A 26,641-nucleotide genomic window follows, 5' to 3' on the forward strand; every position below is an offset into this window, starting at 1 on the left:
GCGGTTGGAGGGTGATCTGCGCGCGGCGCTGGAGGGCGTGTTCGAGCAGTTCCACCAGGTGCCGCACGGGTTCGGGCCGGTCATTGCCGATATTGAGCAGCCTTGCCTGGCCCGCCTGGGGCGGGGTGTCGTACACCGCCAGCACGGCGCGGACGACATCGTCGATATAGGTGAAGTCCCGAGCCAGGGCGTGGCCTTCGTACAGCGTGACGGGCTGGCCCCGCATGATGGCCCGGGCAAATGTGTAATAGGCCATGTCGGGCCGGCCCCACGGCCCGTAGATGGTGAAAAACCGCAACCCCGTCTGTGGCAGGCCATAAAGGTAGCTATAGGTGGAGGAAGTCAGTTCGGCACTGCGCTTGGTGACGGCATAGAACGAACCGGGCTGGTCGACCGGATCGGTTTCCATGAACGGCAGCTTGGTGTTGCGGCCATAGACGGAGGAGGAGGACGCATAGACCAGATGGTCGAGCCGCTTGAGGCGGCGGGCAAATTCCAGCATCGCGACATGGCCGCGCACATTGACGTTGGCGAAGACGTAGGGATCCTTGAGGGAGTACCGCACCCCCGCCTGCGCCGCCAGATGAAAAATGCCTTGGATATCGGGCTCTTTTACGGCCAGCTCGGCCAGATTGGCGGGATCGCTCAGGTCGAAGCAATGGAAGGAAAACGCCTTGTGGCCTGCAAGCCGGGCCAGGCGCGCCTGTTTGAGGGCGGGGGTGTAATAGCTGTTCAGGTCATCGACCCCGATCACCCGTTCCCCACGTTCGAGCAAGGCACGCGCGACGTGAAACCCCACAAATCCGGCGGCGCCGGTTACCAACACAGTCAAGATCGCTGCCCCATCATGCGGGGCACCATGGCCCCGCCCGCCAATACCATGCCGCCTCTCTAGCGCAGACGCCCCGTGGCGTCAGGCTTTTTTGCTTCAGGGTTTCGTGCTCGGGGCGGCAGCCCCCGGAGAGGGGGCGTTCAGGGAGGGGGAGTCCACCTTGTCGCCCACGGTCAGGCCCAGCTTGGCCGCAACCCCACCCGCCAGTTCCAGCGTGGCCAGCACGGGCCCCTGGCTGCTGATCTGGGCCAGGCTGCGGGGAACGGCGTTTTCCTCGATCGCGTGGATGCGGTGGTCGGTGCCGATAAACACGATATCGAGCGGGATGAGCGTGTTTTCCATCCACATATCGCTCTCACGCGGGATGGACCATACGAACAGCATGCCTGTGTTTTCGGGCATCTGGGTGCGGAACATTTCCCCCACCTGCTGCTGGCGCGGGGTCCGGGCCAGTTCGACGGTAAAAGCATGCGGGCCGGAAGCTGACGTAATGCTCAGTTTTTCCTGCGGCAGGGTGGGCTGCGCCTGGGTAGGTTCCCCCGTATCGTCCGCCAGGGCGGGCAGAAGGGGGGCGGCCGCCTGCGCCATAAGGGCCGCCAGGACGGCCACGAACAGTTTATGCTTCACGTTGCTTTGTTCTCCTCATTCATTGGCACCATCGGGCCTCAGCCTTGCAGAAACGGGTTGCTTGCCCGCTCTGTCGCCAGCGTGGACAGGCCGCCATGCCCCGGCACAAAGGTGATGTCACCGCCGGGCGTATCAAGCAACGGCAGAAGTTTGTCCTTGATGGACCGGATCAGCAGCGGGCCGTCGCCATAGGGGAAATCCGTCCGCCCCACGCTGCCCTGGAACAGCACATCCCCCACGAAGGCGAAACGGGCCTGATCGTCCACGAACACCACGTGGCCCGGCGTATGGCCCGGCACATGCAGCACCCGCAGGCTGCGCCCGGCATAGTTCAGCACATCGCCTTCACGCGTGAAGCGGTCGACCGAGGCGTTCTCCAGCCCCGAAAGGCCGAAATGCCGCGCCTGTTCGGTAATGGAGGACAGCAGGAACGCATCGTGCTCATCCGGGCCGATCACGACCGGGCGGTTGGGTTGCACGCCCTCCAGCCCGCGGCACAGGGGGGCAACGCCGCCTGCGTGGTCGAGATGGCCGTGGGTCAGCAGAATGGCCTCCACCGTCAGGTTGTGGCGGGTAATGAAAGCCAGCAGCACGTCGGCATCGCCCCCGGGGTCCACCACCAGGGCGGCGCGCGTCGTGGGGTCCCATAAAACGGAGCAGTTCTGCCGAAACGGCGTGACAGGAATGACGTTGATCTGCATGCCAGGATAGGCGACAGGCATGGGGCATTCTCCTTTTGCCACGCGAAGGGGCCTTGGCGCAGGCCAAACGGGGGCCGGCCCTGCCAGCATGGCACAGAAACACATAAAAAAAACCGCCAGACCGAACGATCTGGCAGTTTTGCATTCTACGAACGGGCCAAGGGGTTTTTAGCCGGGCAGCACCCAGCCGGTGGCCGGGATATCGAAATGCCCGCGCAGGTCGTGGGCGGGAACATTGGTCAGGTCCTTGGGCAGGGCCGTGATCACCTTGGCGGCGGCGGGCTTGCTCAGATGCGTGCGGATTTCGTGCAGGACGGGGGCGGGGGCGGCCAGAACGAAACCTGCGACCTGCGCAGTGTCATGGGCGACCAGGTCGTTCATGCGATCGGCCACCGTTCGGGCGAACGCGTCCTTGTGCAGGTCTGACGGGGTGGAACCTGCGGGCATCTTGCCCGGGGTCGCATCGCCTTCGCCCTTGCTGCGGGTATCGAAATCCTGCACGTCGCGCATGGTGCCATCGGCGTCATGCACAAAACGCGCCTTGCCACCGTCGGCCACCACGTAAACAATCAGCCCGTCTCTTGCTTCGGTCATCAGCTTTGTTCCTCATTGTCTTGTTGCCGGACCAAATCCCCCGCATCCATGCCGGTGCGGGGCTTCGGGACAGCCTGCGCATGATATAGGGTGAATGCATGACACTTCCAGCCCCCGGGCACCTGCTGCCTGCCACGCCTCTTGATCATGCCTTGGCCTGGATCGGGCAGGGCCAGCCCGTGGCCATTGCCACCGTGACCGGGGCGTGGGGCAGTTCGCCCCGGCCCGCGGGCAGTTGCATGGTCATTGCGGGCAATGGCCGGGTTGAAGGCTCTGTCAGCGGGGGCTGCGTGGAATCGGACGTGATGGTGCAGGCCCAGGACATCCTGGCCGGAGCCGCGCCGATGCTGCTCCATTACGGCGTAAGCAGTGCCCGCGCGTGGGAAGTGGGGCTGGCCTGCGGCGGCAAGCTGGACGTATTGGTCGAAGCGGTCCGCAGCCCCGCCTGCCCGACCGGCACGCTGCCGCTGTCCCTGCTGGAAGAAGCCTGCGCGGATGTGGCGGCCCGGCGGTCCACGGCACTGGCCCGCACGCTGGACGGCACGCGGCACTGCCTGCTGCATCCTTCCACCCCCGCCGTAGGGCGACCGCACCCGGCGGCGGGCAAGGCCGATACACGAACGGCCGATGCCCCGCCCGAACCCTGCCCCGCCCCGGTCATGGCCGCCGCCGCGCACTGCCTGGCGGATGGGCGCGCCACCACCACGGCGGATGACAGCGGGCAGGACTGGTTTGTCCAGCCCCTGACACCCCCGCCGCGCCTGCTGATCGTGGGGGCGGTGCATGTGGCGCAGCACCTGGCGCAGATGGCGGCGCTGACCGGCCTTGCCCCGGTGGTGATCGACCCGCGTGAAGCCCTGGCCACGCAGGAGCGCTTTACGGGCCTGGTGCCGGGCCAGACACTGATCACCGACTGGCCGACCGAGGCGCTGGAGGCCCTGAAGGTGGACGCCATGACCGCGATCGCCACCCTGACCCACGACGCCAAGCTTGATGACCCCACGCTGGAGGCAGCCCTGGCCAGCCCGGCCTTTTATATCGGCGCACTGGGGTCGCGCAGGACACAGGCCAGCAGGCTGGAACGCCTGCGCGAACTGGGCTTTGACGAACAGGCCCTGCGCCGCATCCGTGGCCCTATCGGATTGGCCATTGGCGCCGTGGGGGCGGAGGAAATTGCCCTGTCCATTCTGGCGGAAATCGTGGCGGTGCGCCGCAACGCCCCCCTGGCCGCCCAGCCCGGATGGTAGCCCCACCGGCCCGCCCGACTGCACCCTTGCCCCGAACACTGGCTGGAACACTGGCCGGCACAATGGCCATCGTGCTGGCGGCGGGCCGTTCCAGCCGCACGGCCCCCGCGCACAAGCTGCTGGCCCCGGATGGTGCAGGCCGCCCCATGCTGGCCCGCACGCTTGATGCCGTAACGGCCAGCATGGCAGCCGGGATCATGGTTCTGCTGCCCCCCGACCAGCCGGACCTTGTGGCCCTTGCCGCAACCTGCGCGCAACATGACAGCCGGGTAGGCACCAGCGTGGTGGAGCATGCCCGCCTTGGCCTGTCGCAATCCCTGCATGCCGGGGTACGGATCGCGCAGGCACGGCAGGCTCGCTGCCTTCTTGTCTGCCTGGGCGACATGCCGCTGGTTCCCCCCGACCTGCTGAACACGCTGATGCGCGAGCAGCTTGCCACCAACGCCCCTGCCACCGCCCCCCAATGCCGGGGCCGGGCGGGTAACCCCGTGGCCTGGAGCCACGCGTGCTTCGAGCAGTTGCTGGCAATACAGGGGGACAAAGGCGGGCGCGACCTGCTGCGTGCCCTGGGCCCTGCCGTGCGCCTGATCCCCACCCCGCCTGCCGTTCTGGAAGACTTCGACACGCCCGAAAGACTGGCCGCCTATGCGACGCTGGGGAATGCGGGTACGGGACACACGACACGCTAGTACCCGCCCCCGCGTGCGGGTGCCGTCCTGAAGCCGGGGCGAAAAAACCGGACCGGGCAGGAAGTGGGGGAGTTGACCGCGGGAGCAAGCCGTCCAACAACTAGGGCCACGCCATGCGGGCCTGCCGCCAGAGCTGGCGCGTATTCTATTGCAAGGAAAGATGTCGATCATGAGCAAGATTCTCCGCACCAATCCCGGCCCCATCCTGTCCACCGCCGTGGAATATCATGGCTTCGTGTTCACCGCCGGGCTTGTGGCCCGCAACCTGGAACTGGACATGGAAGGCCAGACCCGCGACGTGCTGGACCAGATCGACACCCTGCTGGAACAGCACGGCACGGATAACACCCGCCTGCTGCAGGCCCAGATCTGGGTGAAGGACATCAAGGACCGCGAAATCCTGAACACGCTGTGGAAAGCCTGGCTGCCCGAAAACCTGGCCCCCGCCCGCGCCTGCGTGCAGGCCGTGCTGGCCGACCCGCGCGTGCTGGTCGAGATCATGCTTATCACCACCAAATAAGCCGCAGCCGCGATTGCCGCCGGGCCCGTTGTCCGGCGGTAACGCGCCATAAGGCGTCGCCCCATTCGATGGCGCGCCGGGCTGGAACCCGCCGGGCGGTCCCCAGCCCACCCGACAGGCAGGATGTCATACCGGTTCCGTAACGTAACACCGGGCGCATGACCCGGACGGCCCGCGTGTTTTGCGGGGTTTGTCCCGCCTTCCCATCGCTTTTTCCCCTCCTTTTCCCATGCATTTTGGCCTACGACGCAGATCAGCCATGCGATCCTGTTTCGTGCGGCGGCTGGGTTGTTGCATGGCGGTTTTGTGGGGGCCACCCGGGCAAGTTGCGGGTGCGAACCGATATGTCACGCTATCGTGGCATGCATGCCACAGTCAGGCCGAATCCCGGAGCTGTGGCGCGGGGGGCTTTTTCACCCCGCCGAACACGATTTTGTTCCTCCGAAACCTTAAAATGAAACGGATTCGGGCAAATTTGTGAAGAATGATAGGATTTAATTCCTATTTTCTATTTTTTAAGCGGCTCAAATTTGCAAAAAGATAATTCTCCCTTTTGCCCCGCAATGAGTGCTTGCCTGATCTGCGTGAACCTTTATACCTGTCCTTGGAATGCAGTCAGACTTGCATAAAACGCAGGAAAGGTGGACGGGATGCGGCATGGACGGTCTAAGACGCTGAAGCTGAAACTCGCCGTCCTGTCATTTCTTTCCGCCTCCGTTTTTACCACCGCAGCCCATGCGGGCAGCCATAAGGCGCACGGCCAGGCTATCCACCATAGTGCAGCCCATACCGGCAGCCATTCCAGAATCCAGCATGCATCCGTATCCACGCGCAGCACGCATCGGGGCACTCGCGTGGCTTCGTCCCGCCATCATGCCCATGTGATCCAGTGCGTGGCCTATGCCAAGACCGCATCGGATGTGATGCTGCGTGGCAATGCGCGTGACTGGTGGCACAACGCCGCGGGCGTTTACGACCGTGGCCAGGCCCCCGAAGCGGGCAGCGTGCTGAATTTCCGTGGCACGCGCCGCATGCCGCTGGGCCATGTGGCCGTCGTGCGTAACGTGATCGACAACCGCACCATCACCATCGACCAGTCGCACTGGGCGCAGGCCGGTGTCAGCCGCAACGTGGCGGTGATCGACGTTTCCCCCAATAATGACTGGTCCGCCGTGCGCGTGGCGCTGAATAGCGGTTCGGGCAATTACGGCTCGATCTACCCCACCTACGGTTTCATCTACCCCCGTCATGAAGGATCGGGCCCGTCCCTGCGCCAGACTGTCATGACCGCGTGGGACAAGAAGGCCACGGCCACCCAGCTTGCCCAGGCCCCGGCAACGGCAACGCCCGCCGCAGCGGAACAGGAAGCCGCCGCCGAAACAGCCGCCGCCCCCCAGAACGACGGCGCGGTCTCCTTCGGCAGCGAAGAGTAAGACCGCCTTCCCCTGCGGGCATTTTACCAATGCCCTCCATTATTCGTCGACCCGGCCCATTGGAGCCGGGTTTTTTTTATGGTGAACGCGCCCGCTAGCCGCTTCCGGACCGTATCTATCGTGTGTGGGTGGGACATGCGGATCTGAAGCCGCGATAAAACAGGATGGATCGCGGAAGTGGTGGCATCATATTTGCAAGACTACCGTGCCGGCCCGATCGGGCTTGCGACTGATCCGGATCATGGGCCCCTATCCTCTTTACCGGACAGGAGCAGCTTGGTAGCGAGAATGGTCAATTCCAGAAAACTGTCGTAACAACTTCACATTCTTAAATAACGCGCAAGAAGACCACAGACGATTATTGGATAGGTAGAGTTTCATGGATGCCCCAACACAGCGCCCGGCCAAGCGGTCGCGCATAACGATACCTGCCGGTCTGCTTGCGCCCCTGCTGACATGCCTTGCCCTGGCCCTTGTCGCGCGGATCGGGATCGCCATCGGTTTTCCCGGCGTGTGGCGGGCCGATGAAGTGTTCCAATATATGGAACCGGCATCGAAACTGGCTTTCGGGCATGCGATTTTAGCCTGGGAATGGCAGGCGGGCATTCGCTCCTGGATGGTGCCGGGCTTTATCGCAGGCGTGCTCAGGCTTGCCCATGACCTTGGCCTGCCGGGCGGGTTTACGGTCATCCGCAGCGTGCTTTCGCTCCTCTCCCTCCCGCTTGTGGGGCTGTTTGTCTGGGCGGGCTGGCGCATGGACGGGCGGCGCGGCGCATGGGTGTTCGGGATCGCAGGCGCGTTGTGGCCCGATATCGTGAATGCGGGTTTTCGCACGCTGGGCGAATTCATGGGCGGCAATTCCCTGGCCTGCGGTGTCGTACTGGGTGGCATTGCCTTAAGCCGCGCCCGCAAGGCAGGCCGCTACACGCCCCTGCTGTTCGTGGTTGCGGGCCTTTTCCTGGGCTTTGCGGCGGCAATACGCTTTCAGTTCGCCCCGGCCGTGGCGTTCGCGCTCCTGGTCATGGGCTGGAAAGCGGGCCCGAAGGCGCTGGCCTGCATGCTCTGCGGGCTTCTGCCCCCCGTGGCCCTTCTGGGGGTGGTCGACGGGCTGACCCTGTCCTACCCGTTCCAGTCGATCTTTCATAATTACTACGTCAACATTCACCAGAACGTGGCGCAGAAATTCTTTGGCAGGCAGGTCTTTTTTTATTACCTGTACGCCTATGCCCTGCGCTGGGGTGCGCCGATCATTGCTGTCGGCCTTCTGGCCTTTTACGGCGCGAAACGCACGCGGATCGAAATTTCAACCGCGCTGTTCGTTGTATTTTACCACTCCCTGATCGGCCACAAGGAAATATCCTTCGTCTATCCGGCCATACCGCTCCTTGTTTTTGCAGCATCATCCGGCCTGTGCCTGATTCTGGATCGCTTTCCCCGCTATACAAGGCCGTGCCTGGTAGTAGAGGCGCTGACCTGTATCCTTATATTCTGTAGTTCCTTCGCGCCTTTTCTTGCACGCTCCAGCAGCATCGTTCGCGTGGAACAGATCGCATCGCGCCAGAAGGATTTATGCGGTCTTGCTTTTATCGATGTCCCGCCCTTCTGGTTCCTGACGGGGGGGTATTCGCTGCTCAGGCCCGGTATTCCGATTTACCGGCTGACGGACCCCGCCCAGATCGACCCGGCCGACCAGCGCTACAGCCACATCATGGCGAATGAATATTTCCATTATTTATACCCCGCCGCCCGGCAGATCGTCTGCAAGCGCGGGGTCAATCTCTGCCTTTATCGTGTTCGCAGCAGTTGCGCGGGCGTGCCGGATTTCGAGCAGGTCACCCGCAGCCTGGAAGAAAACCACGCCATGTTTGCCGACCCGCAATAACCCCGCGCAGGAAACAGGCCTATCGGAAGGGCGGCCAGCCCGGCAAGCTGCCGGCAGGATAGCCGCTCAGTGCCCCGACCGGTTACCCGACGGAGCACAACCCCCGGGGTCATAATCCATGGGGCACAAACGACCGGCCACCGGCAGGGCCTGCCTGTCGCAGCGCCCTGCCGTGCCTGACCTTGCGCGAAAGTAGCGGCTTATTCCATCCATTCCGCAATATCGGGGCAGGAGCAGACCAGGTTCTTGTCCCCATGGGCGTTGTCGATCCGGCCCACAGGCGGCCAGTATTTGGTGGCCGGGCGCACGCCGGGCGGGAAGCACGCCTGCTGGCGGCTATAGGGATGGGCCCATTCGGCGGCACCCAGTGCGGCACCCGTATGGGGCGCGTGCCGCAGGACCGAGCCTTCCGCCGTGACCTCACCCCGTTCGATGGCGCGCACTTCCTCCCGAATGGCCAGCATGGCATCGCAGAAGCGGTCAAGCTCCGCCTTGCCTTCGGACTCGGTGGGTTCGATCATGAACGTGCCGGCGACGGGAAAGCTGACCGTGGGCGCGTGGAAGCCATAATCCACCAGCCTTTTGGCCATGTCATCCACGCTTACACCCGTGCTGTCCTTGATGGGGCGCAGGTCCAGGATACATTCATGCGCCACCCGCCCCTGCGCGCCGCGATACAGCACGGGGTAGTCACCCGCCAGCCGGCTGACAATGTAATTGGCGTTCAGGATGGCGACCTGTGTGGCCCGGCGCAGCCCGGCATCGCCCATCAGGCGGATATAGGCCCAGGAGATCGGCAGGATGGAGGCCGAGCCGAACGGGGCCGCGCTGACCGCAAGCCCTGCGGCAGCATCCGCCGGGTTGGTGGGCAGATAGGGGGCCAGATGCGCGCGCACGCCAATCGGCCCCATGCCCGGCCCGCCGCCGCCATGGGGAATGCAGAAGGTCTTGTGCAGGTTGAAATGGCTGACATCCCCACCGTAATCGGCCGGGCGGGCCAGCCCCACCTGCGCGTTCAGGTTCGCACCGTCCACATAGACCTGCCCCCCGGCTTCATGCACCAGGTCGCAGATGGCGCGCATGTTTTCCTCGAACACGCCGTGGGTGGACGGATAGGTGATCATGACCGCCGCCAGATCCGCCGCGTGGGCCGCCACCTTGGCGCGCATGTCTTCAAGGTCGATATTGCCCTGCGTGTCGCATTTGACCACCACCACCTTCATGCCCGCCATCTGGGCAGAGGCCGGGTTGGTGCCATGGGCGGATGCGGGAATAAGGCAGACCGTGCGCCCGCTTTGCCCGCGCGCGCGGTGATAGGCGCGAATGGCCAGCAGCCCCGCATATTCGCCCTGCGCACCCGAATTGGGCTGGAAGGACACCGTGTCATACCCGCTGATCGCGCACAGCCAGCGTTCCAGATCGGCCAGCAGCGTCTGGTAGCCGCGTGTCTGGTCCGCAGGTGCGAAAGGGTGCAGGTCGCAAAAGCCCGGCCAGGTGATGGGCAGCATCTCCACCGTGGCGTTCAGCTTCATGGTGCAGGACCCAAGCGGGATCATGGTACGGTCCAGCGCCAGGTCCTGGTCGGACAGGCGGCGCAGGTAGCGCAGCATGTCGGTTTCCGACCGGCAGGATGAAAAGACCGCCTGCCGCATGAAGGCCGATTGCCGCACAAGCCCCGCAGGCAGGCCGCAGGCCGGGGCGGGCAGGCCGGCGGCCATCTGGGCCACGCGGTCCGGTTCGGTGCAGAACGCACTCCATACCGCCTGCACGGTCTGGGCGGTGCTGGTTTCATCCAGGCTGATGCCAATGCGCCCGCCCCCCGCGTCACGCAGGTTCAGCCCTGCCTTGCGCGCACGGGCCAGCACGTCGGGGGCGGCCGCCCCGGCCTCGATGCTCAGCGTATCGAAGAACGGCTGGGCCACAACCGCCACACCCAGGGCGCGCAGCCCCGCCGCCAGTGTCACGCCCAGCCCATGGACGCGCCGGGCAATGGCCTTGAGCCCGTCGGGCCCATGATAGACGGCATACATGCCCGCGATCACGGCCAGCAGCACCTGGGCGGTGCAGATGTTCGATGTCGCCTTTTCGCGGCGGATATGCTGTTCGCGCGTTTGCAGCGCCAGACGATAGGCCGGGCGGCCCGCACTATCGACCGAAACGCCCACAAGGCGGCCGGGCATGCTGCGCTTGTACGCATCGCGCACCGCCATATAGGCCGCGTGCGGGCCGCCAAAGCCCATGGGCACGCCAAAGCGCTGGGTGGACCCCACGGCGATATCGGCCCCCAGTTCACCGGGCGATGCCAGAAGGGTCAGGGCCAGCGGGTCCGCCGCCATGACGGCAATGGCACCGGCCGCATGCAGGGCGGCAATGGCGGCCTTTGGGTCCGCGATGCGCCCGGACGTGCCGGGATACTGGAAGAGGGCGCCAAAAACCTCATCCTCCTTCAGATCGGTTTCGGGGTTGCCAACCACAAGGGTAAAACCCATGGGTTCGGCGCGGGTTTTCAGCACCGCTATGGTCTGGGGGTGGCAGTCGGCATCGACAAAGAACGCCGTGGCCCTGGACGTTGCCACACGCCGCGCCAGGGCCATGCCCTCGGCCGCCGCCGTGGCCTCATCCAGCAGGGAGGCATTGGCAATGTCCAGCCCGGTCAGTTCTGTCACCATGGTCTGGAAGTTCAGCAGCGCTTCCAGCCGGCCCTGGCTGATTTCAGGCTGGTAGGGCGTATAGGCCGTGTACCAGGCGGGGTTTTCCAGAATATTGCGCGCAATGACGGCAGGCAGGATGGTACCGTAATAGCCCTGGCCGATCAGCGATGTCAGCACCGTGTTCTGCCCCGCCAGATCGCGCAGGCGGGCCAGTACCTCGGTCTCGCTCCAGCCTTCGCCAATATCGGTGGGGTGCTGCGCCCGGATGGAGGCCGGCAGGGTCTGGTCGGTCAGTTCGTCGAGCGAGGCGGCACCCACCACGCGCAGCATGGCGGCCTGGTCCTGGGCCGTGGGGCCGATATGGCGCGCGGCGAACGCGCCTGCCTGTTCCTTCAGCCCCGTGAAAGCGGGCAGGGCGTCAACACCATGTGCCGATCCGTGATCGGGGCCGGAAGCTTGTGAATACATAAGGCGTTATCCTGAACAGGCAAAACACGAACACACCGGGCTTATGGACCAGACCGGCACTGAAATCCTCAGCCCAGAAGGGCCTTGTAGGCGGCGGCATCCATCAGGGAGGACAACTGCGAGGCATCCGTCACCCGGAAGGTGAAGATCCAGCCTTCGCCCTCGGGGTCGGCGCTGACACGGGCCGGGTCATCGGCCAGGACGGGGTTGCCTTCCAGCACCACGCCATCGACCGGCGCGTAGATGTCGGACGCCGCCTTGACGGATTCGACCACGGCGGCGGACTCGCCTGCTTTCAGCGCCGTGTCGGCCGGGCGCACTTCCACGAACACCAGTTCGCCCAGCTCGTCCGCCGCGTGCTGGGTAATGCCCACCACAGCCGTATCGCCCTCGACCCGCAGCCATTCGTGCTCGCTCGTATAATAAACGGTCATCCGTTATGTGCTCCCCGCACGTGTTTTGAAAAATTACCGAAAAACTCAATAAAAAACGGGCATACCCCAAAAGGGAGCAGGCCCGTCAACCCTTAGCGCCTAAAACCCGCCGGGACAAAAGGCAGCGCGCTGACGGTGCAGGGCACCGCGCGGCCACGCAGTTCGGCCACCACGCGCGTGCCCGCAGCCGCATGCGGCGTGGCGACATAGCCCATGGCCACCGGGGCTTCCACCGTCGGGCCGAAACCGCCCGAGGTAATGCGCCCGATGCCATCGGCAAAGCTGTCGGTCGTGTAAAGGGGGGCGCCACCGCGCACCGGGGCCCGGCCTTCGGGCCGCAGGCCCACGCGCAGACGGGTTACACCCTGGGCAAGCTGGGCAAGAATGATCTCCGCCCCCGGAAAGCCCCCGGCACGCACCCCGCCCGCACGGCGGCTTTTCTGGATCGACCATTCAAGCCCGGCTTCGATCGGGGTGGTGGTTTCATCGATATCCGCGCCATACAGGCACAGCCCGGCTTCCAGCCGCAGGCTGTCGCGCGCACCCAGCCCGATGGGGCTGACCTGCGGCTGCGCGATCAGCGCATCAGCCAGGGCCACCGCCGCACTGGCGGGAATGGAGATTTCAAACCCGTCCTCCCCCGTATAGCCGGAGCGCGAAATCACGCAGTCCGCACCCACCACCGGCAGCGCACGCACATCCATGAACGCCATGGCGCGCAGGGTCGTGGCATCGGCGGGGGCAAGAATGGCGGCCAGCGCGTCTTCCGCCTTGGGGCCTTGCAGGGCGATCAGGGCGCGCTCTTCAAGCACGTCCACATCGCAATCGGCCGCGAGCCCCGCGCGCAGATGCGCGATATCCGCCGCCTTGCACGCCGCATTCACCACCAGCAGCAGCGTATCTTCCAGCCTGGTGACCATCAGGTCATCCAGAATGCCGCCTGCGGGGTTGGTGAACTGCGTGTAGCGCTGCCGCCCAGGCTTGAGGGCCACGATATCGGCGGGCACCAGCCGTTCGAGGGCGGCTGCGGCATCCGCCACGTTGCCCGAACGCGCCGTAATACGCACCTGGCCCATATGCGAGACATCGAACAGCCCAGCCTGCTCACGCGTGTGGCGGTGTTCGGCCATGATGCCGTCGGGGTATTGCACCGGCATGGCATAGCCCGCGAACGGGACCATCTTGCCGCCATGGCGCATATGCCAGTCATAAAGGGGAGTGTGGAGCAGAGCAGTGGTGTCCATGCGCGCAGCCTTCAGGAAAGGCCCGACACCCACCCGGCCGGTCAGGCCGGGGTCAAACAGGGGTGCGGGACCGGATCATCCGCTGCCCCTTCTGTGCCTGTGCCTGAGATCGCTATCCCGTCGGCGGGTGCGACTTGGCACCTCTCTCCAGAAGTTTTGCGCGCAGGGTCCTTTTGCCTGAGAGTTTCCGGGGCGGTTGCTCCTTCGGCGCCGACACAAGGCCGGTCTCTCCCTCTGCGCGACATCGAGAGTCGCATTATTTCAACCCCGAGTCAATCGGCACCCGCGCCCTTTGCGCAGCCATGAACAGGCCGCAAAGGATGCGCGGGGCCGAAAGGGGGCTAAAGGAAGTTCAGTCCCTGGCGGTGGGCAGGTGGCGCGCGATATAGGGCGGAAGGTTGAAGGCACCCACATGGATTTCGGGCGTCCAGTACTGGGTCCGCCCCGCAATCCCCGCGGCCGTCGCACGCTTGCGCACCACTTCCACGTCCTGGCCTGCAAGGGCACCCCCCTTGGAGGCAATGCCCAGCGTCATGAACCCGCCGACATAGGTGGGCACCGCCGCCACATAGGCCGACACATGCGCGAAGAACTTGGCCCGGCGCAGGCTGGTTTCGTACAGTTCCTCGGCCTGCATGAAGGGCACGCCGCACTGGTTCACGATCAGGCCCCGGGCTGTCAGCACCCGCGCGCAATGTTCGTAGAACGAATCCGTGAACAGGACTTCGCCCACGCCGATCGGGTCGGTGCTGTCGACGATAATGACATCGAACGACGCATCGGCCGCGCGGGCCACGTAGTCGATCCCGTCACCCACGATCACGTCCGCACGCGGGTCGGTCCAGGCATCGCCTGCGATGGCGGGCAGGAACTGCTTGGAAAGCTCGATCACCGCGCCGTCGATTTCCACCATCACGGCTTTTTCCACACCGGGATGTTCGAGCACGCGGCGCAGCACGCCACCATCCCCCGCGCCGATGATCAGCACCTTCTTGGGGTCGGGGTGGCTGAACAGCGGCACATGGGTCAGCATTTCCTGGTACACGAATTCGTCACGTTCGGTAATCTGCACCACGCCGTCCAGCAGCAGTACCCGCCCGTGGGATTCGCTTTCGAACACGACAATGTCCTGGAACGGGCTGCGCACGCGCGCCAGTTCGGTCATGACGCGGAACCGCTGGCCCCAGTTGTCGTACAGGGTTTCTTCAATCCATGTTTCAGCCATGACTGCCATCCCGCAACACGCGACAGGGCTGGCCTCACCCTCTTGGGCGAAGCCAGTTCCCACCGGAAAATTAATGATCTGCATTGTTCAAGACAGGCCCGGCCACAAACCCGGGCCCCCGTGGCTTACGCCGCGACGCGGCCGCGACGTTCCTCGTTCACTTCAAGCCGCTTGGCCTGGAACAGACGCTGCATGACCGGAATGGCCAGATGCGGATCGCACGCGCCACACATGAAGATATCCACCGCCGCAAAGCTGCGTTCGGGCCAAGTGTGGATGGAAATATGGCTTTCAGCCAGCACCACCACGCCGGACACGCCGCCATTGGGCGTGAAATGGTGGAAATGGCTGTGCAGGATCGTGGCCCCCGCGGTCACCGCCGCTTCGCACAGGGTCTGGTCGATCTTTTGCGGATCGTCCAGGTTGATCGCACCCCACAGATCGATAAGCAGGTGCGTTCCTGCAAATTTCTCGCCGTTCTTTTCGACAAAGTAGTCTTTACGTTCTTCGTCAGCGGACGAGAGCGGAGATGAAAATGCCTGGTTATTGCTCGGGAGTTCCGAGACCATCCCCAGTTGAGCAAGTGCGTTCATTGACGTACCCCCAAACCAGTAGACAGCCTGTTGGGCGGGATCGCCCCCTTGGGCCAAGAGCGCGCTAACTAGGGCCTTATATCCGCCATTGCAAGCAATAAATGCGCCGTTTCATCGTTTTTTCACAACACGGCACAAGCAGGATACCAGCGGGGAAGCCCGCGGGGAACCCGGCAGGACCCCGGCGGGGGCAACAATAAAGTGCCACCGCGCAAGTACCGGGCGGCACACAGGCCAGCAGCGCGGGAATAGCCGCCAACAGGGGTGCCCCGACAAGACACGCCATGCGGGGCGTGTCTGCGGGTTTGCTAGGGTGTTCCTTTGGTCGCACCCCCGGCCACGGCTGCGGGCGTGGGCCGGGCGACCCCGGCAGGTTGCGCGGGCAGGGTGACGGGGCGGGGCAGGTCCACGCGGCCCGCCACCCAGCCGCGCAGGCGGCGCAATGTGTCCGGGTCGTTCGCGTTCACGGCGTCACGTGCCAGGCGCAGCGCCAGGCCACGCTGGGTGGCGGTCAGTGCCCCGCTTTCGGGCAAGGCGCGGCTGCACAGCCTGCCCAGCACCAGCACGGCCTGCGCCCATTGCCCGGCCCGTTCATGCAGGCGCGCGCGCAGGTCCAGCCCTGCATCCGATTCGTCTTCGCCCAGCAGCAGCAGGGCGCCGGCGGTATTGCCGGTGATCGCGGCCAGCCGGGCCTCGTCATACCGGCGGCGGGCGGCCAGATCTGGCGGCAGGTCGGGCAGCAGACCCCGCTCAAGGGCCGCACGCGCCAGCGCCACCTGCCCCGAATCCAGGGCCGCGCGCGCCACAAGCTCCGCACTATCCGCACGCATCAGGGGTTCGGCACTCAGGCTTTCGGCCTGGGCGAACAGTTTTGCGGCCTGCCCTCCATCGCGCGAAAGGGCAGGATTTGCTTCAGGGCCCGGGGTCTTGCCCGCGCCCCGACCCGACTGCGGGCCCGTCTGATGGCCCGTCTGGTGGCCCGTATCGGCATTGGCGCCGGGTGCCTGCTCGGTCTCAAGCCCGTCTTCCTGCCCGGCATCGCGGGCTGCGGCCAGAAGCTGGCGGCCATACCCGGCCAGCAGCTTGGCCTTGGCGGGGCCATCCGTCAGGCGGGGCAGGTTTTCGCGCACCAGGTCAAGCTGGATGGCGGACGGTGCGGGCAGGCTTTGCCCCACCGGGGGCGCGATGCCACCCCGGCCTGTATCCCCCCCTTTATCGGCCTGTTCGCCCAGGCCGAACACCAGCGCATACAGGGCCGCGCGCCATGCGGCTTCGATCCGGTCGGTCGGGGTCTGTTCGCCCGGTGTCAGCCCCGCCAGCACGGCCATGGCGGCGGGTATTTTGCCCGCCTGCACCAGGGCCTGCGCATAATCCAGCCGTATGGCGGCATCCGGCCCGGCAACACCGGTGCCTCCCCCCATGCCGGCCCCCGCCATGTCGGGGGTGGCCCCATGCCCTGCCCGGGCCGCCGGGTGGGCCTGCGCCGTGTGCGAAGCCCGGCCACCCGTGGGCATGCCGAGCAGTTGCGCATAGGCATCCGCCGCCATGGCGGGGGAAATCTGGTCCTGGCCGAGCATCAGCCCCACCAGCGCCGCGCGCGCATACGCTGCTGTGGCGGCGGTTTCGGCCCCGGCAAGGCGTTCGAACATGGCGCGGGCGGTGTCTTCCTGCCCTTCCCGCCAGGCCAGCAGGCCCTGGGCGAGGGCGAATGTCCCGTCATCAGGCAATGTAAAAAGAACTGCCCGGGCCGCCTGCGGGCCGAACCGGGCGATATATTGTGCAACGCGCGGGGCCAGCAGGTCGCGCACGGGGGCGGGATAAGCCTGCAACCGTGCAAGATTGCGCGCCAGCAGAATGGCGGTCTGCGTGCTGTCGGAACCGGCCTGCATCTGGTACAGGGCGCGCCATAGCTCCCATTCCGGGCCGAGGCGGATATCCGCATCCGCCAGCGGGCGCGCAGCTTCCGTCTGCCCCGCCAGCAGGGCCGCACACGCCCGCAGCAGGGCCAGGCTCTGGGGCGTATCGGCCCCCCATGACGTATTCCCCCCGCGCACTCCGCCCCGCCCGGGCAAGGGGGTCAGCGGGGGTGTCGCGGGCACGGGCATGGGCAGGTCGCGCAGCAGCAGCCAGCTTTCCTGCACCAGGCCCAGGGCTAAAGCCTCCCGCGCGGCGGTGATCCGCACAGGCCAGGATGGAACGGGCTCCAGCGCCGGGGACGAAACGCCCGATGGGGCCCTGTCCGCCCCCGTAGTGCCGGAGGTAGCGCGAGGCGTATCGACCTGCCCGGTTCCGCCCTGCCCGTCCGTGACGCGGCGGTCCATGGCTTGGCCGGTCGTGGCCTGCCCATCCTTCGCCTGCCCGTCGGGGGCATGCCCGTCCTGGATGTGGCTGTCTTGAGCCTGCCTGTCTGCGACCTGCCCGTCTGGGGCCTGCTGGCCTGCGGTTTGCGTGCCTTCGGGCTGCCTGTCTTCAGTCTGTCCCTCCGCGCTGCGGCTATCGGCATTTTCGGCATTTCCCGTCTGGCCGGGGGGTGTGACCGCCACCGGGCCGTCCTGCGCCGGGGCGTCGGGCTGGGGGCTGTCCTCCTGCACGGTAGCCCCAGCGTCACCCGGGTTCTGCTGGGAGAAAGAGACGGAACCGCCATCATCCCCCGCCGAGGCATCCGGTGCATCCGCCGGAGCGTCGGGGCTGGCGGGGGCGGCGCTGTCCGCCCCGGTCTCGCCCGACGGGGCGTCGGATGGGGTTGGCGGGGCGTCCTCCGGCGGGGGGGCGGTATTCTGCGGATCGTCCTGTGGCGTGGCCGGATCTGGCGGGGCGGGGGGCACAGGGGTGGGCTTGGCGGCGGGCTTGCTGGCCTGCGCGGGCGGACGGACAGGGGCCGTCACTGCGGCCAGCAGCGCTGCATGGGCCCGTAGCCAGTCCTGCCGGGCGGCGTCCAGGGTGCCACTCGCGGCACCTGTACCGGCAGGCGGGGGCGTATCCAGCCCCAGCCAGACCCGGTCCTGTCCCTGCGCGCCGGGGTGACTGGCAAGCGCTTGCCCCACCGGCAGCGGGTCCATGGCCACGGCCTGGATATCGGGCCCGCGTGAGGTCTCGCGCAGGGTGATCTGTTCGGAATCCGCCGCCACCACCACACCCTGCCACGACGGGCGCAGGCTGTACCCCACCGCCGCGCGCGCGGCAGGTACCGCCCCCGTTACCCCTGTGGAGGTCGCAACCAGTAGCCGCGCGCCCGATGCGGGATCGGGCAGGTCCAGCACATGGCCGGGCCCCACCCCGGTAAAGACGACATGACCGGGCAGTGCGACCTCCGCCAGCGGGGGGGCCGACCGCGACCCAGACGGTGCGGCCTGCGGCGATACAGGCGGTGGTGGCGGCGAAGACGAGCCCGCGAAAGCGTGCGGGCCAGCCAGATGCACGCGCACATGCCAGCCGTCGGGGTCGTGGCTCAGCGCGACATCCTGCACCGGGGCGGGCAAGGCCAGGCGGAACAGGGTGGCGCTGTCCAGCACCACGCTTTGCAGGGCGCTATCGGCGGGCTGGGGCCAGCCGGTCAGGCGGGCTGCGTGCGGCAGAGGGCGGTCCGCCACAAATACCAGCGTATCGCCCGAACGGAACACGGCCAGGCCCGTCGCCGCATCGCACGGGATGAAAAGCCCCGGCCCGGCCTGCCTGTCGGGATCTGTGTCCGCCACCGTGCGCCCGGCGGCCCTGCGCGCCGTGGCAGGACGGTGGCCGTGGCTTACCGCCAGGGCGGGAACGGGCAGGCAGGCCACAAAAACGCAGCCCGCCAGGGCAAAAGCCGCAAGCCGGGTGGGGGCCGAAGCCGCAGGCCCGGCTGGGGCGGAACCTTGGATGGGGCGTGTGGCAGGGCGGGGGGAAAGTCCAGGCGCGCAGGTGGTCACCGGCGAACGGAACGGGGGTGAGAGGACAAGCGCAAGGTAAGTTGGACGCATGGGGGCACGCTAGAGCAGGCCAGCGCGTTTTTCCAGAGCGGGTGCCGCGCAAGGCCCTGCCTGCTCTACCTGTGGGCCGAGACCGCACAGGCCGCCCGTCGCGTTACAGGCCGGGTTGCCTGAACCGCAGGAAAAACGACAGGCCACCCGCCAGCACATACAACCCCGCGTAAGCCCATATGACGCCCTGCACGCCCCATTGCGTGACCAGCATGGCGGCAATTGTCGGGCCGAGAAAATTGCTCAGCCCGCCGCCAAGATTCTGGATGGAAAGCGCACCACCCCTATGCGCGGGCACAAGGGCTGGAAACAGTGCGCTGATGGCCACGAACGACGTTACCGTCACAGCGGCCAATGCTGCGGCCGCTGTCGCCAGAACCATGTTCCCCGGTGCGTAAAACGGCACGTAATAGAAAAGCAGCGTGGTGACGGCGCAGCCGAAAAACCCCACCCAGCGGATCTGCCTGATCCACCCGATCCGATCGCCGATCAGCCCCCATGCCACGTTCCCGAAAGGCTGGATGAAGAAATACACGCCGTAAACCATCATCCATTGCGCCATGGTAAAGCCGCCCTGCGCCGATGTGTAGAAAAGCGGCATGACGACGGGAAAGCCGTACAGCGACAGGTTCGAGACGATACGCAGGAAAAACATGATGGCGATATCGTGGTTTTTTACAATAACCGGCAGGGCGGCGAACACCTGGCGCAGCGCCATCCACGACGCGGCCCGGCCCCTGCCCGCCGTCGTACCCGAACCGAGCCCACAAAAGGCCACCAATGCGCCGGCCATGATCCACAGCAGGGACATCCACAAGGTGGGCACCACCCCGAAACGGGGGATGGCCATGCCTGCGATAAAGGTCGCGGCAACACCATAGCCGATCGTAAAGACGGACCACAGCCAGCCCAGCGCGGAAGCCAGCCGCGCCGTGGGCGTAACCTGCACCACCCGCAGGAAGAACGCGTAAAAGAACAGCGGATGGGCAAAGCCGCGCAAGGCGTAGAACAGCAGCATCCTGTTGAAACTGGATGCTTCTATGCCGAATTTCAGAAACGCCGCCTGGCACACCACCCACCACGCAGCCCCCACCATCATGACGCGGCGCGGGCCGTAGACTTCGGCCAGAATGCCCGACAGCCAGCCCGAAACAGCCGCCGTCGCCCCGAAGGCGGAAAAGAGCAACGCCGCATCCCGCGCGGAAAAACCGATATCGGTCACGTAGCGCGACAGGAACGTGACCTCTATCCCGTCCCCCGTCATGAACAGGATGACCGCCAGATAGCCCCAGCCCAGCACCAGCGGCAGGCCCCACACCATGCGCACGCCTGTGGCAATGCCCGCATCCGCGCCACCATTCGTGCCGCCATCCCTGCCCGCATGACCGGCCGGGACTGCGCGCGACACGCCCCGGCCAGTCATTGCCCCCTGCCCCCGCAGGGCAGGCAGGGCATGGAAAAAACCATAGGCAACACGTTATGTTTTCGATGTGGTGTAGTTCAGGATAAGCCGCCCGCCATCGACATAAATGGTCTGCCCGACGATATAGGATGCATCGTCACTGGCCAGGAAGGAGGCCACGCTGGCCACTTCGGCGGGTTCGCCACAGCGCCCGATAGGCGTGCGCGAAAGGATCATGTCCTCCTGGCCTGCATTCACCATCAGCGATTTTTTCACCATATCGGTCAGGATGGTACCCGGCCCGATGGCGTTAACACGAATGCCATGCTGGATCAGGCCGGCGGCCATGACCGCGGTCAACTGCTTGATCGCACCCTTGGAAACCTCGTAGGCGGTGGAAGCGGGATTGACCAGGATCGCATTGGTCGAGGACATGTTGATGATACTGCCGCCCTCCCCCTGGGCGATCATGGCACGGGCCGCCGCCTGCCCCAGCAGGAAGGGCGCCTTGACGTTGACCGCCATGATCGCGTCGAAGGCTTCTTCCGGATAGGCAACAAAATCGTCCAGATGCATGATGCCGGCATTGTTGAGCAGAATATCCAGCCGCCCGAAGGCCGTGATGGCGGCCTGGACGATGGCATTCGCCCCTTCCTTGTCGATGCAGCCCAGATCAGCCGCCAGAACGGCAACACTTTCGCCCAGATGGGCAGCCTGTGCGCGCAGATGGGTCTCGTCGATATCGACCATCAGCACCCTGGCGCCATCGGCTACCAGGCGTTCGGTACAGGCAAGCCCGATCCCCTGGGCGGCACCCGTCACCAGGGCCACCTTGTTTGTCAGCTTCACACGCGATCTCCATGTATATCCGCAGGAACGGCAGGGATATCGCCCGGTGTCGTCACAATAATCCGGTGCGTAAAATTATTGCGGTGGCGATATTCTGCCTGTCACCCAAAAGGACAGTCTGCCCGGCCACAGGGCGATGCGTCAGAGTGGCCATTTTTGGATATGCGGTGAAAGAGAGTTTTGGGCCGCCTGCTATGACCCACGGGAATAGTAATCGCAGCCCCTGCCATCCCACCCACTTTTATGCGCCCGATCCTGCGCGCCAGCACCCCGACCGACCGATCCAAAGCCGGGAAGAAACATGCGGCGCGACGGGGCAGCGGCGGGGCAACGACAGGCCGGGCAACCCGACCACCCGGCGGCAAAAAAGGCGGGGCTGGTCGTTCCTGCCGGATGGTGCCAGCGGGTGGCTGTTGCGCCCCGCCGCGTTACGGGGTGGTTAGGGGCGCATAAGGTTACGGACTGGCCTGGCCCGCCCCGCTTTTATGGGCCGCCACAAGTTCGCCCACCCGGGTGACATCGGTATCTCCGGGCAGGGGGCGGCCGAACAGGAAGCCCTGGGCCTGGGTGCAGCCTTCGGCCTTGATCCGCTGGTATTGCTGCGCCGTTTCCACCCCTTCGGCCACCGTATCCACCCCAAGGGTCAGGCCAAGCTGGGCCAGCGCGCTGACAATGGCGTCACAATCCGCGCGTTTGTCGCCATCGCGCACGAAGGAGCCGTCGATCTTGATCTTGTCGAAGGGGAAGGAACGCAAATGCGCCAGCGATGAAAACCCGGTGCCGAAATCGTCCAGGCAGATGGCGACCCCCATGGCGCGAATGGCCTCCAGGTCGCGCAGGGCTTCGGCGCCGCCCTGCATCAGCGCGGTTTCGGTCACTTCCACATTCAGCCGGGCGGCGGGCAGCCCGCCTTCGGCCAGGGCGCGGCCGATCGCTGTGGGCAGGCGGTTCAGCCCCAGGCTGGCGGCGGAGACATTGACCGCCACCGTGACCTCGTCCTCCCAGGTGGCGGCTTCCGCGCAGGCGGTGGCCAGCACGAATTCGTCCAGTTCGTAGATCAGCCCGGTTTCTTCGGCCACGGGAATGAAATCGGCGGGGGAAATCCAGCCCTGTACGGGGTTGTACCAGCGCAGCAGCGCCTCGCGCGAGACGACATTGCCGGTCTTGAGATCGATGATCGGCTGGTAGAACACGAACAGGTCGCGCCGCTGGGCAAAGGCTTCGCGCAGCATGCCTTCAAGGCTGGCGCGCATCTGCATGCGGGTTTCCATTTCAGGCGTGAAAACGCGGGCCGTGCCCTTGCCGGCGTTCTTGGCGGCATACAGCGCCATGTCCGCGCGGGAGAGCAGCAAGGTGGGGTCCACCCCGTGTTCGGGCGAATAGGCCACCCCGATCGACGCCCCGATCTGGTGTTGCAGGCCCTGGGGCAGCGTAAACGGGCGTTCGAGGGTTGCGATCACCTTTGTGGTCAGCGCGTCGATTGTCTCGACCGAGGTGGAGGGCACGAGTACCGCGAATTCATCCCCCCCGATCCGCCCGAGGGAGGCGCCATGCACGTCGCAGATATCGCGCAGCACATCGGCCACGGTCTTGAGCATCAAATCGCCGGTGGCATGGCCGTATGTGTCGTTGACGAACTTGAAACCGTCCAGGTCGACAAACAGCAGGGCATGAACCTGCGGGCTTTCGGCCAGGCGGGTCTGGTCCAGGGTGGTGCTCAGATCGTCGAAAAAGGCGGACCGGTTCTTGAGCCCCGTCAGCGTATCGAAACAGGCGAGCTGGACAATGCGCTCTTCCGCCTCGACCTGTGCCGTCACCAGCGACCAGGTCAGCATGGGGCCGATATAATCCCCCTCCGTCCCGGTAATGCTGGAGATCATGAGATCGAGGATTTCATCCCCTAGGCGGATGCGCGCGCGATGGGGCAGGTTTCGGGGGTCCGCCAGCAGGGCACGCTGATGGGCGGGGTTTTTGTGAAAGATATCGACATTCGCGCCGATCAGGCTTTCGACCGGCACGGGCAGGAGATCGCGGATCTGCTCCAGCGTCTTTTTCGATGTCTCGTTGATATAGGAAATACGCAGCGTCGCGGCATCGAGCATCATTACCGCGACGGGAATCTGGTCGAGCATGCGCAGGAACTGCGCGGGTTCCAGGGTGGCGCCATTCAGGGCATCGGTACTAGGCGGCACGGGCCCGCCGGGGTGATGTCCTGAAGCGTCATGTGGGGTCATTTACAGGTCTGGCTCAAATTAAGGATCCATCCCTGTATAGAACACGTCGGTCACGTTCTCATAACACTTTCATAATATCTTCATCATGGCAGGCGTGCCCGGCGCGCCTGTTCCCGTGGCGCAGCATTCAGGACTGATGCGGCCCGAACATGATGACCGCGGCCCCCGCCAGCGACAGCGCCACCCCCGCCATGTCCCACCGGTCGGGCACGACGCCTTCGACCAGCCAGCCCCACAGGCAGGAGGCGACGATGTAAATACCGCCATACGCCGCGAAAGCCCGCCCCGCCGCATCGACCTGCACCAGGGTCAGAAGGCTTGCGAACGCGAGAAGGGAGACACAGCCGGGCATGAGCCACAGGGGGGACCTGCCAAGCCGCAACCATGCCCAGAACGCAAAGCACCCTCCGATCTCGCACAAGGCCGCCGCCGCATAAACAAGGCCCGTCATCATGCCTGCATCTGCCTTTACCCTTCCATCCGCCGGATGATCCGTAGCGTTATCCATCCTGTCCGGCCCCACAATGCCGCCCGCATGGCTACCCCGCAAGCAGGGCCGCATTATCGGCCCGCAGGGTCGCGATATCCGGGCCGGTGGGGTAATAACCGTTCGCCAGCGCCAGTTGCGGCCACAGCAGGCCGTGTGCTTCCATGATACGGCTGGCAAGCCAGCGCCAGGTGCAGCGCGTGGCAGTGCTGCCCCAGCTCAGCAGGGTCACGCAATCCCGGGGGGCCGTGCCGTCATACGCCCAGGCCAGCAGGCAATGCCCACCGGCACTGCCCGGAGTCGTGTCCCCCCAGCCAATGCCCCCCACATCCAGCACGCAGGCCCCGTTGCTGGCCTCCACCCGGTTGAGGTCCGAGACCGACAGCCGCACCCCCAGATACGCCACCCCAAGCCCGGCCATGACCAGCCGCAGGGCATTGAAGTCGGCCGGGTCCGCACTGCCCCACAGGGGAAACAGGCTTTGCGTGCCCAGGGCAAAGCCGTGCCGGGCGGCATAGGCCAGAACGTCCACCTCCACCCCGCCCAGATCGCTCGCGGGGTTGGCGGGGCTGTAGCCCGTGCTGGCGGCGTAAAAGCGGATGGCGTCGGCCTGCGTCACCGCGACCTGATACCCGCCCAGCGCGGCCACGGCCCGGATGGCGTTGCCCAGCCCCGCACTGGTGCAATCGCCCAGCGTGTCGTTGCCCAGCATCAGTGGTGCGGGGTCTATGCCCGTGCGCGGCAGGCTGGGCGGGGCCAGGGCCTGCATCATGCGCAGGCCCGCAAGGCGCGGCTGGCGGAGCAGCACGCGCGCCGGCAGGCAGCCGAGCCTGCGCGCGCCCGTTCCGTTCTGCATGGCTGTTCCTTTGTCGAATTCCCCACGCACCGCCAACTTTACGCCAGATTTGGCGTTACACTGTCACGGCATGACATAAAGGAGGTGCGCTATGTTTAAACTGAGCAGTATTGGCCTGCTACTGGTCACGTGCTTGCTGTCCGGCTGCGGGCATTACCATGACAGGGACCACCACCGGGACGGTTATTACCGCGACGGTGACCGCCACCGCGACGGGCGCTGGTAAAAACCCTGCCTGACCCAAGGCCCCTTGCACGGGTGTGAGGGGCCTTGGGAACAGCGGAGTGGGCGGCCGTCTGCAAGACCCATAAAAAAAACCGGCCGGTAAATAAAAGTTTTCGGGTGTCGACTTTTTTAAAAAGGTAAATTTCCCAGAAGCTTTTTGGAAAAAGCTTCGCCAAAAACTTTTATTCGCCCAGTACCGCCAGGGCCTGGGCTTCGGTCATGCGCGGCGATGCCCTGGCACGGTCGCCTGCAAGACCCAGCACACCCCTGAACAGATCGATCAACGTATCCAGCGCGTTCAGCGCGGTTGTCGCATCCGCCCCGACCGTGGCCGAAAGCAGTGTCCCGCTGCCCTGGATCGCAGCCGTCATGGCCGATGACAGCGCCCCCATATCCGAAAGAATGGAATTGACCAGCGTCCTGCATGTCGCATCGTCATAGGACACGGCAAGGGCTGGCCCCACGGCGGCCGAAAACGCATCGAGCGCCTTCGACAACCCGGCACATGCCGCCTGCACACCCGCCGCATAAGGGGCCAGGGCAGGAATGGGGGCCAGAAACCCCATGACGGTCGCCGCCGCATTCAGCCCGGCCTGGCCATAGGTTTTCACCTTCGCCACATCCAGTGTCAGGGTCGTGGTGGTGCCCGAGGTGGTAACGGTACACGCGGCCAGTGCGGTGGCCGCCCCAAGCACGCCAAGCTGCGCGCCATGGCGCAGGACTGCGCGGCGGGAAAAAGTCATTCAAAAATCTCCATCCATGGAAAAAATTCCCCCCTCCCGCCCGGCGATGCGGCCATGGGCGGGCGGGGTGCTGGCTGTGCGCCCGCGATCAGGATTTTCTGGCGGCCACGTCAGCCGCGTTGGTGGCGTGCCCGCCATTCTGGGCCACGGCATTGACCAGCAGGTAAAGCTGAAGCCAGGCCCCATTTGTTTTCGGCCGGGGCCAGAACCGCGCGATAATGGCGCACAGGGTTACGGCGAGCGAGGCAAACAGCCCCAGCGTGGTGGCGGTATCGTTCATGCGTCTATGGCTTTCTGGAAAAATTGCGTATTCCGGCGGGCATTGGCCGCACCCAGCGCGGTGTTGTAGTATTGCTTGTGGTACGCACTCAGCCCTGCGGCGTCATGGGCTTGCGGCAACCGGCCCGGCGCGCGGTAATAGGTGATGCGCGCCATGGCGCAGGCATAGGCCAGGCTGGACACCATCAGCCCGGCCCGGGGCGTAGCCGTGCCCGCAATGGCCCGGACAGAGGCCGCCAGGGCCGGGCGGGCGGGCAGAAAACGCGCCCAGCAGTCATCATGTGTGGCGGGTTCCATCTGGAACACGCCCAATGCCGGGCCGTCGATCTGGCTGAGAAACGTCAGCCCGCTTTCGGCCAGGGCGGTGCCCGCCAGCAGGTTGATGGCCGCCGGCCCGTCCAGCCCCAGCACCCCCAGCGTTGGCCGCACGATCAACGCCTTGAACTGGCCGAGGTCGAGCCCGCTCATGC

24 protein-coding genes and 1 riboswitch are annotated in these 26,641 nt (G+C 65.5%); of the genes, 6 read left to right on the plus strand and 18 right to left on the minus strand.

The features are described from left to right. The 4 genes from J2D77_RS12720 to J2D77_RS12735 all read right to left on the minus strand — a co-directional run. The coding region (locus J2D77_RS12720; protein WP_207846708.1) for an NAD-dependent epimerase/dehydratase family protein at positions 1 to 832 on the minus strand (832 nt) is incomplete at its 3' end. Between the two features lie 96 nt (positions 833 to 928). Continuing rightward, complete coding sequence (locus tag J2D77_RS12725; RefSeq protein WP_207846849.1) at positions 929 to 1,420, minus strand: DUF192 domain-containing protein; 492 nt, start codon at positions 1,418 to 1,420, stop codon at positions 929 to 931. Positions 1,421 to 1,497: 77 nt separating this feature from the next. Beyond that, positions 1,498 to 2,181: an MBL fold metallo-hydrolase gene (locus J2D77_RS12730; protein ID WP_331000096.1), complete on the minus strand. Its 684-nt coding sequence runs from the start codon at positions 2,179 to 2,181 to the stop codon at positions 1,498 to 1,500. Positions 2,182 to 2,328: 147 nt separating this feature from the next. Further along, positions 2,329 to 2,754 carry a host attachment protein gene (locus J2D77_RS12735; protein ID WP_207846709.1) on the minus strand — a complete coding sequence of 142 codons (426 nt, stop codon included), beginning with the start codon at positions 2,752 to 2,754 and terminating at the stop codon, positions 2,329 to 2,331. Positions 2,755 to 2,852: 98 nt separating this feature from the next. Between J2D77_RS12735 and J2D77_RS12740 the strand changes: the two genes are divergently transcribed. From J2D77_RS12740 to J2D77_RS12760, 5 genes are all read left to right on the plus strand, one after another. Then, on the plus strand, positions 2,853 to 4,001 hold the full coding sequence (locus tag J2D77_RS12740; RefSeq protein WP_207846710.1) for an XdhC family protein: 1,149 nt from the start codon (positions 2,853 to 2,855) through the stop codon (positions 3,999 to 4,001). Beyond that, complete coding sequence (locus tag J2D77_RS12745; protein ID WP_207846711.1) at positions 3,995 to 4,690, plus strand: nucleotidyltransferase family protein; 696 nt, start codon at positions 3,995 to 3,997, stop codon at positions 4,688 to 4,690. The genes J2D77_RS12740 and J2D77_RS12745 overlap by 7 nt, the downstream gene beginning before the upstream one ends. A gap of 169 nt (positions 4,691 to 4,859) precedes the next feature. Beyond that, on the plus strand, positions 4,860 to 5,210 hold the full coding sequence (locus tag J2D77_RS12750; RefSeq protein WP_207846712.1) for a RidA family protein: 351 nt from the start codon (positions 4,860 to 4,862) through the stop codon (positions 5,208 to 5,210). A 650-nt stretch (positions 5,211 to 5,860) separates the two neighbouring features. Continuing rightward, positions 5,861 to 6,643 (plus strand): CHAP domain-containing protein, encoded by a 783-nt coding sequence (locus J2D77_RS12755; protein ID WP_230975791.1) that lies wholly within the window; start codon positions 5,861 to 5,863, stop codon positions 6,641 to 6,643. Between the two features lie 379 nt (positions 6,644 to 7,022). Beyond that, positions 7,023 to 8,525, plus strand: coding sequence for a glycosyltransferase family protein (locus tag J2D77_RS12760; protein ID WP_207846713.1), 1,503 nt, complete (start codon positions 7,023 to 7,025; stop codon positions 8,523 to 8,525). Between the two features lie 200 nt (positions 8,526 to 8,725). Here J2D77_RS12760 and gcvP read toward each other — a convergent pair whose 3' ends face one another. The 11 genes from gcvP to J2D77_RS12815 form a co-directional block, all read right to left on the minus strand. After that, positions 8,726 to 11,644 carry an aminomethyl-transferring glycine dehydrogenase gene (gcvP, locus tag J2D77_RS12765; RefSeq protein ID WP_207846714.1) on the minus strand — a complete coding sequence of 973 codons (2,919 nt, stop codon included), beginning with the start codon at positions 11,642 to 11,644 and terminating at the stop codon, positions 8,726 to 8,728. Positions 11,645 to 11,712: 68 nt separating this feature from the next. Then, positions 11,713 to 12,078 (minus strand): glycine cleavage system protein GcvH, encoded by a 366-nt coding sequence (gene gcvH, locus J2D77_RS12770; protein WP_207846715.1) that lies wholly within the window; start codon positions 12,076 to 12,078, stop codon positions 11,713 to 11,715. A 92-nt stretch (positions 12,079 to 12,170) separates the two neighbouring features. Then, positions 12,171 to 13,322: a glycine cleavage system aminomethyltransferase GcvT gene (gene gcvT / locus J2D77_RS12775; protein WP_207846716.1), complete on the minus strand. Its 1,152-nt coding sequence runs from the start codon at positions 13,320 to 13,322 to the stop codon at positions 12,171 to 12,173. A 155-nt stretch (positions 13,323 to 13,477) separates the two neighbouring features. Then, positions 13,478 to 13,567: riboswitch (glycine riboswitch) on the minus strand. A 107-nt stretch (positions 13,568 to 13,674) separates the two neighbouring features. Then, positions 13,675 to 14,547, minus strand: coding sequence for a polyamine aminopropyltransferase (gene speE, locus J2D77_RS12780; protein ID WP_207846717.1), 873 nt, complete (start codon positions 14,545 to 14,547; stop codon positions 13,675 to 13,677). Positions 14,548 to 14,672: 125 nt separating this feature from the next. Continuing rightward, positions 14,673 to 15,140, minus strand: a complete 468-nt coding sequence (gene speD, locus J2D77_RS12785; protein WP_207846718.1) for an adenosylmethionine decarboxylase — start codon at positions 15,138 to 15,140, stop codon at positions 14,673 to 14,675. A 308-nt stretch (positions 15,141 to 15,448) separates the two neighbouring features. Beyond that, the gene (locus J2D77_RS12790) at positions 15,449 to 19,096 is read right to left on the minus strand and encodes a hypothetical protein (RefSeq protein WP_207846719.1); all 3,648 of its coding nucleotides are present in this window, start codon (positions 19,094 to 19,096) and stop codon (positions 15,449 to 15,451) included. A gap of 103 nt (positions 19,097 to 19,199) precedes the next feature. Beyond that, complete coding sequence (locus J2D77_RS12795; RefSeq protein ID WP_207846720.1) at positions 19,200 to 20,504, minus strand: RbtT/DalT/CsbX family MFS transporter; 1,305 nt, start codon at positions 20,502 to 20,504, stop codon at positions 19,200 to 19,202. Positions 20,505 to 20,573: 69 nt separating this feature from the next. Continuing rightward, complete coding sequence (locus J2D77_RS12800) at positions 20,574 to 21,347, minus strand: SDR family NAD(P)-dependent oxidoreductase (protein WP_207846721.1); 774 nt, start codon at positions 21,345 to 21,347, stop codon at positions 20,574 to 20,576. Between the two features lie 455 nt (positions 21,348 to 21,802). After that, positions 21,803 to 23,581 carry a putative bifunctional diguanylate cyclase/phosphodiesterase gene (locus J2D77_RS12805; protein WP_207846722.1) on the minus strand — a complete coding sequence of 593 codons (1,779 nt, stop codon included), beginning with the start codon at positions 23,579 to 23,581 and terminating at the stop codon, positions 21,803 to 21,805. A 127-nt stretch (positions 23,582 to 23,708) separates the two neighbouring features. After that, complete coding sequence (locus J2D77_RS12810; protein ID WP_207846723.1) at positions 23,709 to 24,035, minus strand: YnfA family protein; 327 nt, start codon at positions 24,033 to 24,035, stop codon at positions 23,709 to 23,711. 85 nt (positions 24,036 to 24,120) lie between these two features. Then, positions 24,121 to 24,924, minus strand: a complete 804-nt coding sequence (locus J2D77_RS12815; RefSeq protein WP_207846724.1) for a hypothetical protein — start codon at positions 24,922 to 24,924, stop codon at positions 24,121 to 24,123. Positions 24,925 to 25,015: 91 nt separating this feature from the next. Between J2D77_RS12815 and J2D77_RS17455 the strand changes: the two genes are divergently transcribed. After that, positions 25,016 to 25,150 (plus strand): hypothetical protein, encoded by a 135-nt coding sequence (locus J2D77_RS17455; protein WP_269142557.1) that lies wholly within the window; start codon positions 25,016 to 25,018, stop codon positions 25,148 to 25,150. Between the two features lie 181 nt (positions 25,151 to 25,331). Here the strand turns inward: J2D77_RS17455 and J2D77_RS12820 are convergent, their stop codons facing one another. The 3 genes from J2D77_RS12820 to J2D77_RS12830 all read right to left on the minus strand — a co-directional run bounded on the left by J2D77_RS12820 (position 25,332) and on the right by J2D77_RS12830 (position 26,639). Next, positions 25,332 to 25,892: a hypothetical protein gene (locus tag J2D77_RS12820; RefSeq protein WP_207846725.1), complete on the minus strand. Its 561-nt coding sequence runs from the start codon at positions 25,890 to 25,892 to the stop codon at positions 25,332 to 25,334. 88 nt (positions 25,893 to 25,980) lie between these two features. Then, positions 25,981 to 26,172: a hypothetical protein gene (locus tag J2D77_RS12825; protein WP_207846726.1), complete on the minus strand. Its 192-nt coding sequence runs from the start codon at positions 26,170 to 26,172 to the stop codon at positions 25,981 to 25,983. Then, positions 26,169 to 26,639 (minus strand): hypothetical protein, encoded by a 471-nt coding sequence (locus J2D77_RS12830; protein ID WP_207846727.1) that lies wholly within the window; start codon positions 26,637 to 26,639, stop codon positions 26,169 to 26,171. The genes J2D77_RS12825 and J2D77_RS12830 overlap by 4 nt, the downstream gene beginning before the upstream one ends. Positions 26,640 to 26,641: the final 2 nt, after the last annotated feature.

This window comes from Acetobacter garciniae, from assembly GCF_017377735.1.
In the GTDB taxonomy this organism is placed as follows: domain Bacteria; phylum Pseudomonadota; class Alphaproteobacteria; order Acetobacterales; family Acetobacteraceae; genus Acetobacter; species Acetobacter garciniae.

Excerpts from the sequence above, each read along its gene's own strand:
- J2D77_RS12725 (WP_207846849.1), bottom strand. The coding sequence starts at position 1,420 with ATGGCGCAGGCGGCCGCCCCCCTTCTGCCCGCCCTGGCGGACGATACG.
- J2D77_RS12730 (WP_331000096.1), bottom strand. The coding sequence starts at position 2,181 with ATGCCTGTCGCCTATCCTGGCATGCAGATCAACGTCATTCCTGTCACG.
- J2D77_RS12735 (WP_207846709.1), bottom strand. The coding sequence starts at position 2,754 with ATGACCGAAGCAAGAGACGGGCTGATTGTTTACGTGGTGGCCGACGGT.
- J2D77_RS12740 (WP_207846710.1), top strand. The coding sequence starts at position 2,853 with ATGACACTTCCAGCCCCCGGGCACCTGCTGCCTGCCACGCCTCTTGAT.
- J2D77_RS12745 (WP_207846711.1), top strand. The coding sequence starts at position 3,995 with ATGGTAGCCCCACCGGCCCGCCCGACTGCACCCTTGCCCCGAACACTG.
- J2D77_RS12750 (WP_207846712.1), top strand. The coding sequence starts at position 4,860 with ATGAGCAAGATTCTCCGCACCAATCCCGGCCCCATCCTGTCCACCGCC.
- J2D77_RS12755 (WP_230975791.1), top strand. The coding sequence starts at position 5,861 with ATGCGGCATGGACGGTCTAAGACGCTGAAGCTGAAACTCGCCGTCCTG.
- J2D77_RS12760 (WP_207846713.1), top strand. The coding sequence starts at position 7,023 with ATGGATGCCCCAACACAGCGCCCGGCCAAGCGGTCGCGCATAACGATA.
- gcvP (WP_207846714.1), bottom strand. The coding sequence starts at position 11,644 with ATGTATTCACAAGCTTCCGGCCCCGATCACGGATCGGCACATGGTGTT.
- gcvH (WP_207846715.1), bottom strand. The coding sequence starts at position 12,078 with ATGACCGTTTATTATACGAGCGAGCACGAATGGCTGCGGGTCGAGGGC.
- gcvT (WP_207846716.1), bottom strand. The coding sequence starts at position 13,322 with ATGGACACCACTGCTCTGCTCCACACTCCCCTTTATGACTGGCATATG.
- speE (WP_207846717.1), bottom strand. The coding sequence starts at position 14,547 with ATGGCTGAAACATGGATTGAAGAAACCCTGTACGACAACTGGGGCCAG.
- speD (WP_207846718.1), bottom strand. The coding sequence starts at position 15,140 with ATGAACGCACTTGCTCAACTGGGGATGGTCTCGGAACTCCCGAGCAAT.
- J2D77_RS12790 (WP_207846719.1), bottom strand. The coding sequence starts at position 19,096 with ATGCGTCCAACTTACCTTGCGCTTGTCCTCTCACCCCCGTTCCGTTCG.
- J2D77_RS12805 (WP_207846722.1), bottom strand. The coding sequence starts at position 23,581 with ATGACCCCACATGACGCTTCAGGACATCACCCCGGCGGGCCCGTGCCG.
- J2D77_RS12810 (WP_207846723.1), bottom strand. The coding sequence starts at position 24,035 with ATGATGACGGGCCTTGTTTATGCGGCGGCGGCCTTGTGCGAGATCGGA.
- J2D77_RS12815 (WP_207846724.1), bottom strand. The coding sequence starts at position 24,924 with ATGCAGAACGGAACGGGCGCGCGCAGGCTCGGCTGCCTGCCGGCGCGC.
- J2D77_RS17455 (WP_269142557.1), top strand. The coding sequence starts at position 25,016 with ATGTTTAAACTGAGCAGTATTGGCCTGCTACTGGTCACGTGCTTGCTG.
- J2D77_RS12820 (WP_207846725.1), bottom strand. The coding sequence starts at position 25,892 with ATGACTTTTTCCCGCCGCGCAGTCCTGCGCCATGGCGCGCAGCTTGGC.
- J2D77_RS12825 (WP_207846726.1), bottom strand. The coding sequence starts at position 26,172 with ATGAACGATACCGCCACCACGCTGGGGCTGTTTGCCTCGCTCGCCGTA.
- J2D77_RS12830 (WP_207846727.1), bottom strand. The coding sequence starts at position 26,639 with ATGAGCGGGCTCGACCTCGGCCAGTTCAAGGCGTTGATCGTGCGGCCA.